Source organism: Nocardioides campestrisoli, from assembly GCF_013624435.2.
GTDB classification, from domain to species: domain Bacteria; phylum Actinomycetota; class Actinomycetes; order Propionibacteriales; family Nocardioidaceae; genus Nocardioides; species Nocardioides campestrisoli.
This window is the reverse complement of the sequence record NZ_CP061768.1, coordinates 1,447,531-1,464,399: the sequence shown is the minus strand read 5'-3', so window position 1 is coordinate 1,464,399 and position 16,869 is coordinate 1,447,531. Positions and strand designations below refer to the sequence as shown.

At 73.5% G+C, this 16,869-nt stretch carries 13 protein-coding genes; 1 reads left to right on the top strand and 12 read right to left on the bottom strand.

Translation table 11 applies throughout. From position 1 onward, the window contains the following. Positions 1-97 precede the first annotated feature (97 nt). The 11 genes from H8838_RS07020 to H8838_RS06970 all read right to left on the bottom strand — a co-directional run bounded on the left by H8838_RS07020 (position 98) and on the right by H8838_RS06970 (position 13,677). A complete protein-coding gene (locus H8838_RS07020; protein ID WP_181310434.1) occupies positions 98-1,108 on the bottom strand; it encodes a uroporphyrinogen decarboxylase/cobalamine-independent methonine synthase family protein in 1,011 nt (336 codons plus the stop codon). Then, a complete protein-coding gene (gene mnmA, locus H8838_RS07015; RefSeq protein WP_224766441.1) occupies positions 1,105-2,202 on the bottom strand; it encodes a tRNA 2-thiouridine(34) synthase MnmA in 1,098 nt (365 codons plus the stop codon). Before mnmA ends, H8838_RS07020 begins: the two co-directional genes overlap by 4 nt. Next, positions 2,199-3,389 carry a cysteine desulfurase family protein gene (locus H8838_RS07010; RefSeq protein ID WP_185995030.1) on the bottom strand — a complete coding sequence of 397 codons (1,191 nt, stop codon included), beginning with the start codon at positions 3,387-3,389 and terminating at the stop codon, positions 2,199-2,201. The genes mnmA and H8838_RS07010 overlap by 4 nt, the downstream gene beginning before the upstream one ends. Positions 3,390-3,481: 92 nt before the next feature. After that, on the bottom strand, positions 3,482-4,471 hold the full coding sequence (locus tag H8838_RS07005) for an endonuclease/exonuclease/phosphatase family protein (protein WP_185995031.1): 990 nt from the start codon (positions 4,469-4,471) through the stop codon (positions 3,482-3,484). 100 nt (positions 4,472-4,571) lie between these two features. Next, on the bottom strand, positions 4,572-5,708 hold the full coding sequence (gene proB, locus H8838_RS07000; RefSeq protein WP_185995032.1) for a glutamate 5-kinase: 1,137 nt from the start codon (positions 5,706-5,708) through the stop codon (positions 4,572-4,574). Further along, entirely contained in the window at positions 5,705-7,240 is a 1,536-nt protein-coding gene (obgE, locus tag H8838_RS06995) for a GTPase ObgE (RefSeq protein WP_181310430.1), read from the bottom strand. Before obgE ends, proB begins: the two co-directional genes overlap by 4 nt. 92 nt (positions 7,241-7,332) lie before the next feature. Beyond that, positions 7,333-7,587, bottom strand: coding sequence for a 50S ribosomal protein L27 (gene rpmA / locus H8838_RS06990; RefSeq protein WP_181310429.1), 255 nt, complete (start codon positions 7,585-7,587; stop codon positions 7,333-7,335). A 43-nt stretch (positions 7,588-7,630) separates the two neighbouring features. Next, positions 7,631-7,933: a 50S ribosomal protein L21 gene (gene rplU / locus H8838_RS06985; protein ID WP_181310428.1), complete on the bottom strand. Its 303-nt coding sequence runs from the start codon at positions 7,931-7,933 to the stop codon at positions 7,631-7,633. A 208-nt stretch (positions 7,934-8,141) separates the two neighbouring features. Continuing rightward, a complete protein-coding gene (locus H8838_RS06980; protein ID WP_185995033.1) occupies positions 8,142-11,408 on the bottom strand; it encodes an Rne/Rng family ribonuclease in 3,267 nt (1,088 codons plus the stop codon). Positions 11,409-11,763: 355 nt separating this feature from the next. Next, on the bottom strand, positions 11,764-12,477 hold the full coding sequence (locus tag H8838_RS06975) for a TIGR03936 family radical SAM-associated protein (protein WP_185995034.1): 714 nt from the start codon (positions 12,475-12,477) through the stop codon (positions 11,764-11,766). An 18-nt stretch (positions 12,478-12,495) separates the two neighbouring features. Beyond that, a complete protein-coding gene (locus tag H8838_RS06970) occupies positions 12,496-13,677 on the bottom strand; it encodes a winged helix DNA-binding domain-containing protein (RefSeq protein WP_185995035.1) in 1,182 nt (393 codons plus the stop codon). 43 nt (positions 13,678-13,720) lie between these two features. Between H8838_RS06970 and H8838_RS06965 the strand changes: the two genes are divergently transcribed. Further along, entirely contained in the window at positions 13,721-14,812 is a 1,092-nt protein-coding gene (locus tag H8838_RS06965; RefSeq protein WP_185995036.1) for an endonuclease/exonuclease/phosphatase family protein, read from the top strand. A gap of 24 nt (positions 14,813-14,836) precedes the next feature. Here H8838_RS06965 and H8838_RS06960 read toward each other — a convergent pair whose 3' ends face one another. After that, complete coding sequence (locus tag H8838_RS06960; protein ID WP_181310843.1) at positions 14,837-16,804, bottom strand: TIGR03960 family B12-binding radical SAM protein; 1,968 nt, start codon at positions 16,802-16,804, stop codon at positions 14,837-14,839. Positions 16,805-16,869 lie beyond the last annotated feature (65 nt).

Sequence of the window (16,869 nt, the reverse complement as noted above, 5' to 3'; positions counted from 1 at the left end):
CTCTCGGTGTGGCAGTTCGACCAGGGCAACAACTACGCCCTCACGCCTGCCACGGTGACGGTGCAGGTCGGCTGAGGGCCTGCGCGCCCCGGCGCGGTCAGCCGTGGGTCAGGGCCTGCGCGGTCGCGCGGGTGAGCGTCAGCGCGCGTCGGGCCCAGTCCGCAGAGCTCCCGGCGAGCCCGCAGGCCGGGCTGACCACCAGCCGGTCGCCGACCTCCTCGGGGTCGAAGCCCAGCATGTCCAGCCACCGGAGCACGCGCTCGGCGAGACGGGCGTCGTCGCCGGGGTCGGCCGGCTCGGTGGTGGGCAGCACCCCGAGCGCCACCGTCTCCCCTGCCTCCAGGGCCTGGCCGAGCTCGTCGTGGTCCTCCGCGGAGAGCTGGGCCAGGTCGACCGCCAGTCCGCGCGCCCCCGCCCCGCGCAGCAGCCCGAGCGGGGTCCCGGCGGCACAGCTGTGCACCCAGGGCTCGGCGCCCGAGTCGGCGATCGCCGAGAGCACCCACTCGAGCGCGGCCGACGCCTCGGGCGGGTGCACGACCCGGTGCCGGCCGAAGCCGCTGGCCGTCGGCACGCGGGCCGCCAGGACCGCGGCCAGCGCCGGCTCGTCGACCTGGACGACCAGCCGGTCCACCCCGGGCAGCCGTCGGCGCAGGTCGGCCACGTGGTCCCGGACGCCTTCGGCCAGCGCCTGGGCCAGGTCGCGGCGGGCGCCGTGGTCGGAGAGCACCTTGTCGCCGCGCGGCTTCTCCACCGTGGCGGCCAGCGTCCACGGCCCGGTGACCTGGGTCTTGAAGGGGCCCACGTACCCCTGGGTCTGCTCCTCGACCTGGTCGAGGTCCTGGGCGAGCAGCGAGCGGGCCCGCCGGTGGTCCACGCCGGCCGCGTCGGTGAGCCGCCACCCGGCGGGCTGCAGGTCCGCCCCGAGGCCGGCCACGACCGCCAGGGTCCGTCCGGTCATCTCGGCGCCGGCCCCGCGGCCCGGGAGCTCGGGGACGTGCGGCAGCTCGGGCAGCTCGCCGAGCACGGTGCGCACGGCCTCGGCGTAGGTGCGCGCGGGGTCCGCGGAGACGAGTGCGGGCATCGAGCCGACTCCGGTCGCGCGGGTCATCGGGCTGCCCTCTCGGTCGCGTCGATGGTGGCCGAGCCGACCACCCGGGTGCCCTGGTAGATCACGGCCGCCTGACCCGGCGCGATCCCCTGGGCGGGGTCGAGCAGCTCGATGCTCACCTGGTCGTCGTGGACCTCGACCACGGCCCGGTGCTCGCCGCCGTGGGCGCGCAGCTGCACGGTGCCCTCGAGCCTCGACGGCACGGTGCCGCACCACCGTGGCCGGCTGCCGCGGAGGCGGTGGACGGTGAGCCGGTCCCGCGGGCCCACGGTGACCGTGCCGGAGACCGGCTCGATGTCGAGGACGAACCGCGGCCGGCCGTCCGGTGCGGGCCGACCGATCCGCAGGCCCTTGCGCTGGCCGATGGTGAAGGCGACGGTCCCCTCGTGCTCGCCGAGGACCTCCCCGGTCTCCTCGTCCACGATCGGGCCGCCGGTGTTGGGCGCCCGGTCACCGAGCTTCTCCTTGAGCCACCCGGCGTTGTCACCGTCGGCGACGAAGCAGATGTCATGGCTGTCGGGCTTGTCCGCGACCAGCAGCCCTCGCTCGGCGGCCTCGCGGCGCACGTCAGGCTTGGTGGTGTCGCCCAGGGGGAACAGCGCGTGCTCGAGCTGCTCCTGGGTGAGCACGCCGAGCACGTAGGACTGGTCCTTGCCCGGGTCGAGTGCCCGGTGCATCTCGATCAGGCCGTCCTCCCCGGTGCGCAGCTGGGCGTAGTGCCCGGTCGCCACCGCGTCGAAGCCCAGGGCCAGGGCCCGGTCGAGGACGGCGGCGAACTTGATCTTCTCGTTGCAGCGCAGGCACGGGTTGGGCGTACGGCCGGCGGCGTACTCGTCCATGAAGTCCTCCACGACGTCGGCGTGGAAGCGGTCGGACAGGTCCCAGACGTAGAACGGGATCCCGAGGACGTCGGCGGCCCGCCGGGCGTCGTTGCTGTCCTCGATGGTGCAGCAGCCCCGGGCCCCCGTGCGGTACGACGCAGGGTTGCGCGAGAGCGCCAGGTGCACGCCGGTCACGTCGTGGCCGGCGTCGACGGCACGGGCAGCGGCGACGGCGGAGTCGACCCCGCCGGACATCGCCGCGAGGACCCTCACCGGGTGCCTCGGTGCGCCAGCCGGGCCCGCTCGACCGCGGGTCCGATCGCCGAGACCAGCGCGTCGACGTCGGCCGGGGTGCTGGAGTGGCCCAGCGAGAAGCGCAGCGAGTGCCGGGCCTGCGCGGGGTCGCACCCCATCGCCAGCAGCACGTGCGAGGGCTGCGGCACGCCGGCCGAGCAGGCGGATCCGGTGGAGCACTCGATCCCCTGGGCGTCCAGCAGCATCAGCAGGGAGTCGCCCTCGCAGTCGGGGAAGCCCAGGTGCGCGTTGCCGGGCAGCCGTCGTACGGGATCCCCGTGCAGGTGGGCGTCCGGCACCACCTCGAGGACCCGGCGGACCAGGTCGTCGCGCAGCGCGGAGAGCCGCGCGGCGTGCGCCTCCTGGTTGGCGACCGCGGCCTCGACCGCGGCGGCCAGGGCCGCGATCCCGGGCGGGTTCAGGGTGCCGCTGCGGATGTCCCGCTCCTGCCCGCCGCCGTGCAGCAGCGCGGTCACCGGCACCTCCCGGCGTACCACCAGGGCACCGACTCCGTAGGGTCCGCCGAGCTTGTGCCCGGTGAAGGTCAGGGCGTCCACACCGCTGTCGCCGACGTGGACCGGGACCGACCCTACCGCTTGGACGGCGTCGGTGTGCACGGGGATCCCGTGCTCCCCCGCGATCGCCACCACGTCGTCGATCGGCTGGAGCGTGCCGACCTCGTTGTTGGCCCACATCACCGAGACCAGGGCGACCGACTCGGGGTCCTGCTCCAGGCACCGGCGGAAGACCTCGACGTCGAGCCGCCCGGTGGCGTCCACCTCGAGCAGCTCGACCTTGGCGCCCTCGGCGACCGCCAGCCAGTGCAGCGGGTCGAGGACGGCGTGGTGCTCGACCGCGGTGGCCAGGACGCGGACCCGGCGGGGGTCCTGCGCCCGTCGGGCCCAGTAGATGCCCTTGAGCGCCAGGTTGTCCGACTCGGTCCCGCCCGAGGTGAAGACCACCTCGCCCGGACGGCAGCCGAGCGACTGGGCGAGCTGCTCGCGGCTCTCCTCCACCACCCGACGGGCACGTCGCCCCGAGGCGTGCAGCGAGCTGGCGTTGCCGACCTGCTCCAGGTGGGTGCGCATCGCCTCCACGGCCACCGGGAGCATCGGCGTGGTGGCGGCGTGGTCGAGGTAGACCGAGGGAGGGGTCGCGGTGTCCATGTCGCTCTCAGCCTACGGCGCTCCGGGTGGGCGCCCGGCACGGGCGGTGTGGACGGACCCCGGGAGCGCCCCCGCGCACCGTCACGCCGCGCTCAGGGCGCGACGACCTCCGCGACCAGGGCCGCGTGGTCGGTGCCGGGCACCTCGAGGGTCCGGGTGCGGGTCGCCGTCCACCCGTCGCCCACCAGGACGTGGTCGATCGTCACCACCGGCGGCAGCGACAGGGGCCCCCGCCCCACCTCGCCCGCCGAGGGCCAGGTCGGCTGCCACCCCGAGCCCGCCTGTTCCGCGGCGTCGCGCAGCCCGGCGTCCAGCAGCGCGCGGAGCTCGCGGTGGTCCGGCGTGGCGTTGAGGTCGCCCATCAGCAGGTCCGGCGGCCGGCCGCCGACGGTCTCGCGCAGCATTCGGTGGTCCTCGCGCCACTGCGCCGCGTTCCCCATCGGGGACTCCGGATGGGTGACCAGGACGCGGAACCTCGTCCCCTCCACCCGGGCAGCCACCACGAACGAGGTCCACCGGGTGGGCACCGCCCGCTCACCGCTGAGGGGGAAGCGCGAGTAGAGCATCGTGCCCTCCACCCCGTACAGCGCCTGCCCGGCGTGGAACGGCAGCTGCTCGTTGAGCCCCGCCTCCTCCATCAGCAGCAGGCTGGTCGGGGTCACCTCCTGGACGGCGAGCAGGTCGACGTCCTGCGCCTCGGCGAGTCGCACCAGCGCCTCGGCGTCCGCAGTGCCGTTGAGCAGGTTGGCGGTCATCACCCGCAGCCGTGGACCGGCGTCGGCCGGGGGCTCGCCGGCGCCCACGAACAGCGGGGCCAGCCAGGTCCCGTGCAGCACCAGCCCGGCGACCGCGAGCGCCGCCCAGGGCGCCAGCCTCGGCGCCAGGTGCCTCCGGGCCCGGGAGGTCAGGAGCATCGAGACCAGGAGCAGCAGGGCCAGCAGGTACGCCGGGACCGCCCAGGGCGCGAGCGCGACGAGGCGGACCGCGAGCCCCACCTCCGGCTGGACCAGGCGCACTGTGCTCAGCCCCGCGCCCGCCAGCAGGCACGCCGCAGCGCCGAGCGGGAGCAGGAGGCGACGCACACTCGGCAACCTACTGGCCACAGGAGCCTCGGGAGGCCGATCTCCCCGAGCCGGTCTCTCAGAGCCGATCTCCCCGAGACGGTCTCTCAGAGCTGGTCTCTCAGAGCTGGTCGAGGATTACCAGGTCGTCGCGGTGGACCACCTCGCGCTCGAAGCCGGCGCCGAGCTCGCGCTTGAGCTGCTGGGAGGACTTGCCGAGCAGGGCCGGCACCTCCTCGGAGTCGAAGTTGACCAGCCCCCGGGCGACCGGGCGTCCGTCCGGATCGATCAGGTCGACCGGGTCGCCGGCGGAGAACCGGCCCGTGACCCCGGTGACCCCGGCTGCGAGTAGGGAGGCGCGCCGCTCGACCACGGCGCGCACCGCGCCAGCGTCAAGCGCCAGGCGCCCCTTGGGCTCGGAGGCGTGGGCCAGCCAGAGCAGGCGGGTGGGCCGGCGACGGCCGCGGGCGTGGAAGAGCGTCCCCACGGGCTCTCCCCCGAGAGCCTGGACCGCGTTGTCGGCCGAGGTCAGCACCACCGGGATGCCCGCCCCGGTCGCGATCCGCGCCGCCTCCACCTTCGTCACCATGCCCCCGGTGCCGACGCCGGCCGAGCCGGCACTGCCGATCCGGACGCCCTCGAGGTCCTTCGCCGAGCGCACGTCGCTGAGCATCCGGGTGCCCGCCAGGCTGGGCGGACCGTCGTAGAGGCCGTCGACGTCGGAGAGGAGCACCAGCAGGTCGGCGTGGACCAGGTGCGCGACCAGCGCCGCCAGGCGGTCGTTGTCCCCGAACCGGATCTCGGAGGTGGCGACCGTGTCGTTCTCGTTGACGACCGGCAGCGCCTCCAGCTCCAGCAGCTTGGCCAGCGTCTGGTAGGCGTTGCGGTAGTGCACCCGGCGGGTGACGTCCTCGGCGGTCAGCAGCACCTGGCCGGTGACGATCCCGTGCCGGGCGAACTCCTGCTGGTAGTGATGGGCCAGCAGGCCCTGACCCACCGAGGCCGCGGCCTGCTGGGCCGCCAGGGCCCGTGGCCGCCGGGCCAGGCCCAGCGGCGCGAGCCCCGCGGCGATCGCGCCGGAGGAGACGAGCACGACCTCCGCGCCCCGGGCGCGGACGGCCGCCAGGACGTCGACCAGCTCAGCGACCCGGTCGGGATCGATGCCGCCGGCCGCACTGGTCAGCGACGAGGACCCGACCTTGACCACGATCCGCCGGGCCTCCAGCACGACCTCCCGCCGGGCGCTGGGCTCGCTCATGCCTCGGGGTCGTCCTCAGCCCAGTCGGGGTCCTGCGGCGACCCGATCTCGTACGAGCTCGGTCCGAATGACGGCCCCGTGTCGAGGCGCCGCGCCACGTCGGCGCGGGTCTCGTTCTCGGCCCGCTCCCCCATCGCCTCGTCGATGTCGCGACGCCGCTGGCGTGCCGGCCGCGACTCCTCGAACCGCTGGTCCTCGCCACGACGTCCGAGCATCTCGGCACCGGCCTGGATCTCGGGCTTGAAGTCGAAGACCACCGAGTTGTCGGGGTGACCGATCAGCACGGTGTCGCCCTCCTCGGCGCCGAGCTTGATGAGCTTGTCCTCCACACCCAGCCGGTTGAGCCGGTCGGCGAGGAAGCCCACCGCCTCGTCGTTGCTGAAGTCGGTCTGACGGATCCACCGCTCGGGCTTGGCGCCCCGCACGCGCCAACCCTCGCCGTCCCGCGTGACCTCGAAGTCGCCCCCGCCGCCGACGGCAGGGGGACGGATCACGATCCGGGTCGCCTCCACCTCGGGCTTCTCGGCCCGGGTCCGGGCGACGATCTCCGCCATCGCGAAGGTCAGCTCGCGCACCCCCTCGCCGGAGGCGGCCGAGATCGGGAAGACGAGCAGGCCGCGCTCCCGGAGGTCGTCGATCACCATGTCGGCGATCTCCGCGCCGTCGGGCACGTCGATCTTGTTCAGCGCGACCAGCCGCGGCCGATCCTCCAGGCCGCCGTACCGGGCAAGCTCGGACTCCATCACCTCGAGGTCGTCGACCGGGTTGCGGCCGGGCTCGATGGAGGCGGTGTCGACCACGTGCACGAGCGCGGCACACCGCTCGATGTGCCGCAGGAAGTCGTGGCCGAGCCCTCGGCCCTCGGCCGCCCCCTCGATCAGCCCGGGGACGTCGGCGACGGTGAAGACGGTGTCACCGGCTCGCACCACACCCAGGTTCGGCACCAGGGTGGTGAACGGGTAGTCCGCGATCTTGGGCCGGGCGCGGGAGATCGCGGCGATCAGCGAGGACTTGCCGGCGCTGGGGTAGCCCACCAGGCCGATGTCGGCGACCACCTTGAGCTCCAGGTGGATCTCCAGCTCGTCGCCGGGCTCACCGAGCAGCGCGAAGCCCGGGGCCTTGCGCTTGGAGGAGGCGAGCGAGGCGTTGCCGAGACCGCCGCGGCCGCCGGAGGCGACCACCATCTCGCTGCCCGCGCCGATCAGGTCACCGAGCACGTTGCCCTGGGCGTCGGTCACGACCGTCCCGTCCGGGACGGGCAGGACCAGGTCGCTGCCGTGACCGCCGTTCTTGTGGTCACCGGCCCCGTGGCCACCGTTCTCGGCCTTCCGCTTGGGGCTGTGGTGGTACTCGATCAGCGTGGTCACCTGCGGGTCGACCCGCAGGATCACCGAGCCGCCCGGACCGCCGTTGCCCCCGTCGGGGCCGCCGAGCGGCTTGAACTTCTCGCGGTGCACGGACGCCACGCCGTTTCCGCCGCGACCTGCGCTGACGTGCAGGGTGACGCGGTCGACGAACGTGGGGACTGCCATGGATCTCCTCAGTGGGGGTGGAACAACACGAAGGGCGCCCCCAAGTCTAGGGACGCCCTTCGAAGGAAGTATGTGCTGCGCGAAGCGTCAGGTCACTCGCCGGGAACGACGTTGACGACCTTGCGGCCACGCTTGGTGCCGAACTCGACAGCGCCCGCCACCAGGGCGAACAGGGTGTCGTCGCCACCGCGGCCGACGCCGCTGCCGGGGTGGAAGTGCGTGCCGCGCTGGCGGACGATGATCTCGCCGGCGCCGACGGCCTGGCCGCCGTAGCGCTTGACGCCGAGGCGCTGTGCGTTGGAGTCGCGACCGTTCTTGGTCGAGGCCGCACCCTTCTTGTGTGCCATGAGTTCAGTCCTTCGTGATGGATCGCGAGTGGCGCGGAGCCGCTCAGACGGAGATGTCGGTGACCTTGACCTGGGTGTACTTCTGGCGGTGACCCTGGCGCTTCTTGTAGCCGGTCTTGTTCTTGTACTTCTGGATGATGATCTTCGGGCCCTTGGTGCCACCGAGAACCTCGACGGTCACAGAGGCCTTGTCCAGCCCGGTGGCGGTGACGGACTCGCCGTCCACCACCATCACGACGGGAAGCGCCACGGACTCGCCCACGGCGGTCTGGACCTGGTCGATCTCGATGACATCGCCGACAGCAACCTTCTGCTGCTTGCTGCCACTCCGCACGATCGCGTACACCGCGACTCACTCTCCTCGTCGGACTCGAACAGTCCATCAACAACTGCAAACTCAGGGCGCCCGCCGCGCATGATCCAGCTTGCCGCGTTCTTGGTGACACGACGTCGAGCGCGCTGGCGGGAAGGTGTGGGACACACCGAGGGGCAATACTACGGACGACGGGACCCGCACGCAAAACGCGGCTGGTCCCGCGTCCCGTTCGTCGGGGTCAGCGCTTGCGTGCCCCCTTCTTCTTCACCGGCACGTGCTCCACCTGGGAGTCGTTGGCCCCGTCCTCGCCCTCCGGCGAGGCACCGGGGGTGCCAGAGGCCTCGGTGGCGTCCGCGGCGACCACGGACGGGGCCGAGGACGTCTCCGGGGGGCCGGCGGGCCGTGAGGCGGCCCGGCGGCGGGTACGGGTGACCACGCGGGGAGCCTGCTCGTCGGCCGGCGGAGCGGCGACGGGTGCCACGACGGCGTCCGGCTCGCTGCGGGCGGGCTCGGGCGTCGGTTCGGGCCTCGGCTGCCCGACCTCGGGCTGCTCCGCCCGGGGCCGCTCGACCCTGCGTCGCGAGACCTTGCGCTGCTGGACCTTCGGTCGCTCGACCTCGGACTGCGCGACCTCGGACTGCGCGACCTCGGGCTGCGCGACCTCGGACTGCGCGACCTCGGACTGCGCGGGGGCGGCCTCCGTCGTGGACTCCTGCACCTCGGGCTGCGCCGGGGTCGACCCGGGCTCGTCCGTGACCGCGACCCCGGCGTTCTCCGGCTTGGCCATCGCGGCCACGTCCTTGGGCGAGGGGGCCACGGCGGGCCTCTCGGTCGCGCGCTCCGACGTACCGCCGGCCGCGCCGCCTCCGTTCCCGGACTCCTTGCCCCGGCCCTTCCCGCGGCGACCGCCGCGACGGGACTCGTCGTCGCCGGAGGAGGCCCTCGCCTCGACCGGTGCGTTCTTGACCACGACCCCACGACCCGCGCAGTGCTCGCAGTCGGTGGAGAACGACTCCAGGAGCCCGGTCCCGATCCGCTTGCGGGTCATCTGCACCAGGCCCAGCGAGGTCACCTCGGCGACCTGGTGCCGAGTGCGGTCGCGGCCCAGGCACTCGACCAGGCGGCGGACCACCAGGTCGCGGTTGGACTCCAGGACCATGTCGATGAAGTCGACGACGATGATGCCGCCGATGTCGCGCAGCCGCAGCTGGCGGACGATCTCCTCGGCCGCCTCCAGGTTGTTCTTGGTGACGGTCTCCTCGAGGTTCCCGCCCGAGCCGGTGAACTTGCCGGTGTTGACGTCGACGACCGTCATCGCCTCGGTGCGGTCGATGATCAGGGAGCCGCCCGAGGGCAGGAAGACCTTGCGATCCAGGCCCTTGGCGATCTGCTCGTCGATCCGGTACGCCGCGAAGACGTCGCCCTGCTGGGCGGAGGCGTTGTCGGCCGGCTGGTAGCGCTCGAGCCGGTCCTCGAGGTCGGGCGCCACGTGGGTGACGTAGCCCTGGACGGTGTCCCAGGCGTCGTCCCCCTCGATGACCAGCTTCTTGAAGTCCTCGGTGAAGAGGTCGCGCACGACCTTCAGCGTCAGGTCGGGCTCGCCGTAGAGCAGCTGCGGGGCGTTGCCGCGGGCCTTGGCCTCGATGTCCTCCCAGCGCGCCTTGAGCCGCTCGACGTCGCGGGTCAGCTCGTCCTCGCTGGCGCCCTCCGCGGCGGTGCGCACGATCACCCCGGCGCTGTCCGGCACGATGTCCTTGAGCAGCGTCTTGAGCCGGTTGCGCTCGGTGTCCGGGAGCTTGCGGGAGATCCCGCTGGTGGTGCCGTCGGGCACGTAGACCAGGAAGCGGCCGGCCAGGCTGATCTGGCTGGTCAGCCGGGCGCCCTTGTGGCCGACCGGGTCCTTGGTCACCTGGACCAGGACGCTCTGGCCGGAGGAGAGCACCGACTCGATCTTGCGCGGCTGGCCCTCCTTGTGGCCCAGCGCGGACCAGTTGACCTCGCCGGCGTAGAGGACCGCGTTGCGCCCCTTGCCGATGTCGATGAACGCCGCCTCCATCGAGGGCAGCACGTTCTGCACCCGGCCGAGGTAGACGTTGCCGATCAGGGAGGTCTGCGACTCGCGGGCGACGTAGTGCTCCACGAGCACCTTGTCCTCCAGCACCGCGATCTGGGTGAGGTCCTTCTTCTGCCGGATCACCATCACCCGGTCGACGGCCTCACGGCGGGCGAGGAACTCCGCCTCGCTGACGATCGGGGCCCGACGGCGGCCGGCCTCGCGGCCCTCACGCCGGCGCTGCTTCTTCGCCTCCAGCCGGGTCGAGCCGGCGAGCGCGGTGATCTGGTCCTCGCCGGTACGGCTCTTGCGGACGCGGGTGACGGTGTTCTCCGGGTCGTCGGAGCCCTCGGCCCCTCCCCCGCCGTCACCGCTGCGGCGACGACGCCGGCGACGACGCGAGCCCGAGGAAGACCCCTCCTCCTCGCCCGCGGCGGAGTCGCCCGCCTCGGCGCCACCCTCGCTGCCGGACTCGGCGGCGTCGGCGGGCGTGGCCTCCTCGGCCTCGGCGCCCGGGGACTCCGCACCGCTCGGGGCGTTGTCGTCCTGGGAGTCGCCTGCCTTGCGCCGGCGACGGCCTCCGCGACGGCGACGGCGCCGCGAGGGCGACCCGTCACCGTTCTGGTCCTCGTTCTGGTCCTCGTTCTGGTCCTCGGAGTCCTCGTCGTCGGAACCGGAGTCCTCGGTGGCGTCGCTGGTCTCGATCGGCTCGGCCGCCTCGACCTGGGTCTCGATCTCGGCCTCGGCCTCGACGAGCTCGTCCTCGTCGGCCGGCGCGGCGGCCTCGACGGGCTCGGGCGTCTCGGCCGCGGCGGGGGCGGCCTGCGTGGTCTTGGCGGCCCGCGACCGGCTGCGAGCCGAGCGCGTGGTCCGGGTGACCTTCGGCGCGGTGTCCGCAGCCGCCTCGGCGGCCTCCGCGGCGGACTCGGTCGACTCGGCGGCGGGAGCCTCCGACGCGGCCACGGGCTCGGGAGCCGCCACCGCCTTCTTGCGGGTGCGGCGGGCCGGGGCCTTCGGGGCCTCCGGAGCCTGGAAGAGAGGAAGGGTGCCCGAGACCTGAGCCGGGGCCTCGGCATGCTCGGCGGCAGCCTCGGCCGGGGCGGTCTTCTTGGCGGTGCTCTTGCGCGGGGCGCGCTTGGCGGGCGCCTTCTTCGCGGGGGCCTGCTCGGCCGCACCGGCGGCGGCCTGGTCCTCAGGCGCCGCCTCGGGCGTGGCGGCCGCGTCGACCTGGTCGTCGCCCGCGGGAGCGGCGACGGCCTTCTTGGCCGTGCTCTTGCGCGGGGTGGTGGCCTTCTTGGCCGGCGCCTTCTTGGCGGCGCTCTTGCGGGCCGCGGTCTTCCTCGCCGGCTTCGCCGCCGGGTCGGCGGCTGCGCCCTCCGGCGCGTTCCCGGTCTCGCTGACGGGCTGGTCCGCCGCGTCCTGGTTGTTCTCGGTCAGGTTCTCGTCGAGCATGTGCGCTCCTCGACCGGTGCGTCGCACCGGTGTGTAGGACGCCGGGACCCGGGCAGTCAGGATCCGCGGCGCAAAGCCTTCGGTGGCAACGACACCCTCCGCGGGCGCGTCGAGGGATGGGCGCCGGGCACCTGCCGCGGTCGCCGGACCCTGTGCCACCTGGGTGTCCCTGAGTGTCACTGGGTGGGCCTCTGTCACCGACTCACCCGGGCCGCGTCGCGGTCTGGCGTCGACACCATCCTCCGTGCCGGTTCGACGGGTGTCGGACCGGCGAGAACGTCGTCGGATCTTCCCTGGCGACCTGCGCCGTCAGGAACGACCGAGCCGAGTATCGCACACGCCTCTGGGGATCCGGTTATGTCGCGACGTGCAGCGGGTCGCCGATCGTCTGGGTCAGCTCGTCGAACGGACCCTGCTCCAGCCGGGTCAGCACCGGAGCGCCGGCGTGCTTGAGCTCCCCGACCTTGCCCATCGCGGTCAGCACGTCGTCGGGCCGCACCGCGGGCACGGTGTGCCGCAGCACGAGGTCCAGGACGGTGCCGCCCGGGCCCGGCTCGGCGCGCATCGACACGACGGCCCCGCGGGCGTCGAACTCGCGCAGGCCCTTCTTGGTCATCCGCTCCACCAGGATCGTCTCCTGGGCCAGGAACCGCTCGACCAGGGGTGCGAGGTCCGCGTCCCCCGGCAGGCCGATGCGCCAACGGCTGCCGGTCAGCTGGTCGCTGAGCGAGCCGCCGGGCGACTCGACGACCTCGAGCACGTCGAGGCCCTCGGGCAGTGCCTCGTCGAGCTCCCGGTGCACGTCCGCGGGGTCGACCACCTGGGCCAGCCCGATCTCCAGGTACTCCGCCTCCGAGGCCGCCCCGGTGGGCGAGGCGCCGGCGTAGGAGATGCGCGGGTGCGGGTTGAACCCCGACGAGTAGGCCATCGGGATCCGCGCCCGGAACACCGCCCGCTCGAAGGCGCGGCTGAAGTCGCGGTGGCTGGTGAACCGCAGCCGCCCGCGCTTGGCGTAACGGATCCGCAGTCGTTGGACCGGGGGGGCTTGCTGCTCGGGCTGCTCACGCACGTTCACACCGTAACCGCGTCAGGGCAGGGACGCCGATTTGAGCTGCCGTGAGCTGTAGGCGTTGCCCACCCGCGTCCCGTCCAGCCAGCCCGTCAACCCCGCCGCCAGCTCGTCGAGTCGCGCCGTGCCCGCACGCCCGACGTCCTCGTGCAGCACCACCCGGACCGTGCCCTCCTCGTCCTGCACCCAGCAGCCGACGATCCGGCCGTCCCACCAGGCGCTGGTGCCGGCGTTGCCGACGCTGTCGAAGATCCGTGGCCGGTGCTCCGCGGCGAGATGGAAGTCTCGTCCCTTCCAGCCCATCGTGGTGGGATCCAGGGTCGGCAGCAGCGCGGCCCAGGGCTCGACCTCGCCCACCGGCTCCGCGTCGTCCGGCCGCAGCCATCCCACCGCGCCGCCGTCCAGCTCGACCTGGACCGCGCCGAGCGTGCTCAGGGCACGGCGTACGGCGGTCCGGGTGGAGCCGAGCCACCACACCAGGTCGTCCTCGGTCCCGGGACCGAAGGTCCACAGCCAGCGGCGCACCAGCTCCAGGTACCCAGCCTCCTCCGGCCACGGCTCCTCCCGCGGACCCAGCCAGCTGTCGGCGGCGACCCAGGTCGGACGCGGCTGCCACCAACCGCCCTCGTTGGGACCCCGGACGATCTCCCCCTGCGCGCCGAGCACCGTGGTGACGGGTGTGGCCACATAGATGCTGGTCCGCCACCGGCCGGCGCCGCGGGTGATCTTCTCGGAGAGCTCCGGCACCGCGGCGCGGAGCCGGGGCACCGACCTCGGCACACCGTCGGCCAGCTGCGCCAGGGTGAGCTCGCGCACTCCCTCCAGCCAGCGCTCGCCGTCCTCGGCCAGACCCTCGGCCTGGACGTCCTTGACCAGCCTCCGCCGCTCCGCCTGCGCCACCCGGGCGGCTGCGCTGCCGAGCACCGCCGCGTGCAGGTCGCGGGGCACGGCCCACAACGTGCGTCGCATCGCCAGCTGCTTGACCAGGGAGCGGTCCTGGTTCAGCGCCCGGTCCACGTCCGCCACGCGTACGCCCTCGACCCTGGCCCAGAGCGCCAGGTGGACGCTGGCCGCCTCGGTGGCGTGCAGCGCCGTCATCGCGGCCGCTGCCGTCACCGGGTCGGCGAACCGGGCCCCGGGAGCCAGTCCGTGCCGTAGAGCCAGTCGGCTCCTTCGTTCTCGGTCCCCCACGCGGCGCATCCACCTATGATGTCCCACACGTCCCACATGTCTCGGAGCCCGGATGAATCGCTGGTCGAGCACCCTGCCCTGGGTGCTGGTGGCCGTCCTGGCCGTCGGCTCGCTCGTGGCGCTCGCGGTGGTCTCCCTGGACCCTGCCCCTCGGGACGCCCAGACCGCGCTGGACGCGCTCGACCGGCGCTCCCCCTCGCCCGCACCCTCCCCGCCGCTGTCGGCCGGACCTGTCGTCCCTGCGCCGTCCACCGGCGCGAGCACGCCGCCCGGCACGAGGACGCCCGGCGCTCCGGGCAGCACGAAGCCTCCGCGTCCCGGAGTCCCGACCGAGACCCGCCGCGGGGCACCCGCGCCCGCCCCCGCCCAGGTCCCGCGTCCAGCGGTGGACCTGGGCGGCCGGCTCTGCCTCCCCCGCCCCCGGGTCACCCCGTTGCGGGTGGCGACCTTCAACATCCATGGGGGCATCGGCCCCCGGGGTCGTGACCTGGCGGGCATCGTCGAGGAGATCCGGGCCCTGGAGGCCGACGTCGTGATGCTCCAGGAGGTCGACCGGTTCCGGCCCCGCACGGGCGCGATCGACATGCCCGCGGTGCTGGCCCAGGAGCTGGGGATGAGCCACGCCTTCGCCCCCAACGTGCGCTTCCCCGGGCGCGCCGAGTACGGCGTGGCGACGCTCTCGCGGCTGCCGATCGTCGAGACCGAGCACGTGCTGCTGCCGCACGCCCCGGGCACCGAGCAGCGCGGGGTGCTGCGTACCCGGGTGCAGGCGGGGCCCGAGCTGGTCGACGTCTACAACACGCACTTCGACCACACCTCGGACCCGCTGCGCCGGCAGCAGGCCGACCACGTGCGCGGCCTGGTGCAGCGCGGCGGCGCGCCCGTGGTCCTCGGCGGCGACTTCAACGCCTCGCCGGTGACCGTGCCCTACGCGACCCTGACCTCCGCGCTCTCCGACGCCTGGACGCGGGTGGGGGTGGGCCGAGGGCCGACCGCCGGACGGTCCCCGGGCGCCCGGATCGACTACGTGTTCGTGCACGAGGCGGCGATCCCGCGCGCCGCCCGGGTGGTGCCGAGCGCGGTCTCCGACCATGACGCGGTCGCCGTCGACCTGCTGGTGGCCGGCCTCACCGAGTGCGAGTGAGCGCTCGGCGGGCCGGCCGGGTGCTCAGACGACGCTGAGCGGGAGCAGCTTCTGCCCGGTCGGGCCGATCTGGATGTCGAGCCCCAGCTCAGGGCACACGCCGCAGTCGTAGCACGGGGTCCACCGGCAGTCCTCGACCTCGATGTCGGCACCCTCGGCGGCCGCCAGGGCGTCCTCCCAGTCGGCCCAGAGCCAGTCCTTGTCCAGGCCCGAGTCGAGGTGGTCCCACGGGAGCACCTCGTCCAGGTCGCGCTCGCGGGTGGTGTACCAGGCGACGTCGACCCCGGTGCCCGAGAGGGCCCGCTCGGCGGCGGCCATCCACCGGTCGTAGGAGAAGTGCTCGCTCCAGCCGTCGAACCGGCCGCCGTCGCGCCAGACCTGCTCGATGATCCGGCCCACCCGGCGGTCGCCGCGCGAGAGCAGTCCCTCGACGATGCCGGGCTTGCCGTCGTGGTAGCGGAAGCCGATGGCGCGGCCGTACTTCTTGTCCTCGCGGACCACGTCGCGCAGCTGCTTGAGCCGCTCGTCGGTGGTCTCGTGGTCGAGCTGGGCGGCCCACTGGAACGGGGTGTGCGGCTTGGGCACGAACCCGCCGATCGAGACCGTGCAGCGGATGTCGTTGCGGCCGGAGACCTCACGACCCTTGGCGATCACCTTCTTGGCCAGCTCGGCGACCTGGAGCACGTCCTCGTCGGTCTCGGTGGGGAGCCCGACCATGAAGTAGAGCTTCACCTGGCGCCAGCCGTGCGAGTACGCCGCGGCGACCGTGCGGATCAGGTCCTCCTCGGTGACCATCTTGTTGATCACCTTGCGCATCCGCTCGCTGCCGCCCTCGGGGGCGAAGGTCAGCCCGGAGCGCCGGCCGTTGCGGGAGAACTCGTTGGCCAGGGTGATGTTGAAGGCGTCGACCCGGGTCGAGGGCAGCGAGAGCGAGACGTTGGAGCCCTCGTACCGGTCGGCCAGGCCCTTGGCCACGTCGCCGATCTCGGTGTGGTCGGCGCTGGAGAGCGAGAGCAGGCCGACCTCCTCGAACCCGGTCTTGCGGATGCCGTTCTCGACCATGTCGCCGATGGTGGTGATGGAGCGCTCGCGCACCGGGCGGGTGATCATCCCGGCCTGGCAGAACCGGCAGCCGCGGGTGCACCCGCGGAAGATCTCCACCGAGTAGCGCTCGTGGACGGTCTCGGCCAGCGGCACCAGGGGCTTGGCCGGGTAGGGCCAGGCGTCGAGGTCCATCAGGGTGTGCTTGCGCACCCGGAACGGGATGCCGGGGCGGTTCGGCACCACGGCCTCGATCGAGCCGTCGGCGCCGTAGGCCACGTCGTAGAACCGCGGGACGTAGACGCCGCCGCTGACCGCGAGGCGGCGCAGCAGCTCGTCGCGACCGCCGGGGCGGCCCTCGGTCTTCCACTCCCGGACGACCTCGGAGATCGCCAGGACGACCTCCTCGCCGTCGCCGAGGACCGCGGCGTCGATGAAGTCCGCGATCGGCTCGGGGTTGAAGGCGGCGTGGCCGCCCGCGAGCACCACCGGGTCCTCGTCGCCGCGGTCGGCGGCGTGCAGCGGGATGCCCGCCAGGTCGAGGGCGTTGAGCATGTTGGTGTAGCCCAGCTCGGTGGAGAAGCTCAGGCCCAGCACGTCGAAGGCGCGGACGGGCCGGTGCCCGTCGACGGTGAACTGCGGGATGCGGTCCTCGCGCATCACCTTCTCCATGTCCGGCCACACCGCGTAGGTGCGCTCGGCCAGGATCCAGTCGCGCTCGTTGAGCACCTCGTAGAGGATCTGGACGCCCTGGTTGGGCAGGCCGACCTCGTAGGCGTCGGGGTACATCAGCGCCCAGCGGACGGTCTCCCCGCCCTCGGCGGTCGCGGCGGCGCAGTTCCAGTCCTTGACGGTGGAGTTGAGCTCACCGCCGACGTACTGGATGGGCTTGGAGACCGACGGGAGCCGGGGCTCCAGCAGGTGGAAGACGGACGCGGCGTCGCTCGACATCTCCGCGGGGGTGTCGGTGACGGGGGGCATGGGCGTACCTCTCGGACGTGAAGCAGGGGATCCGC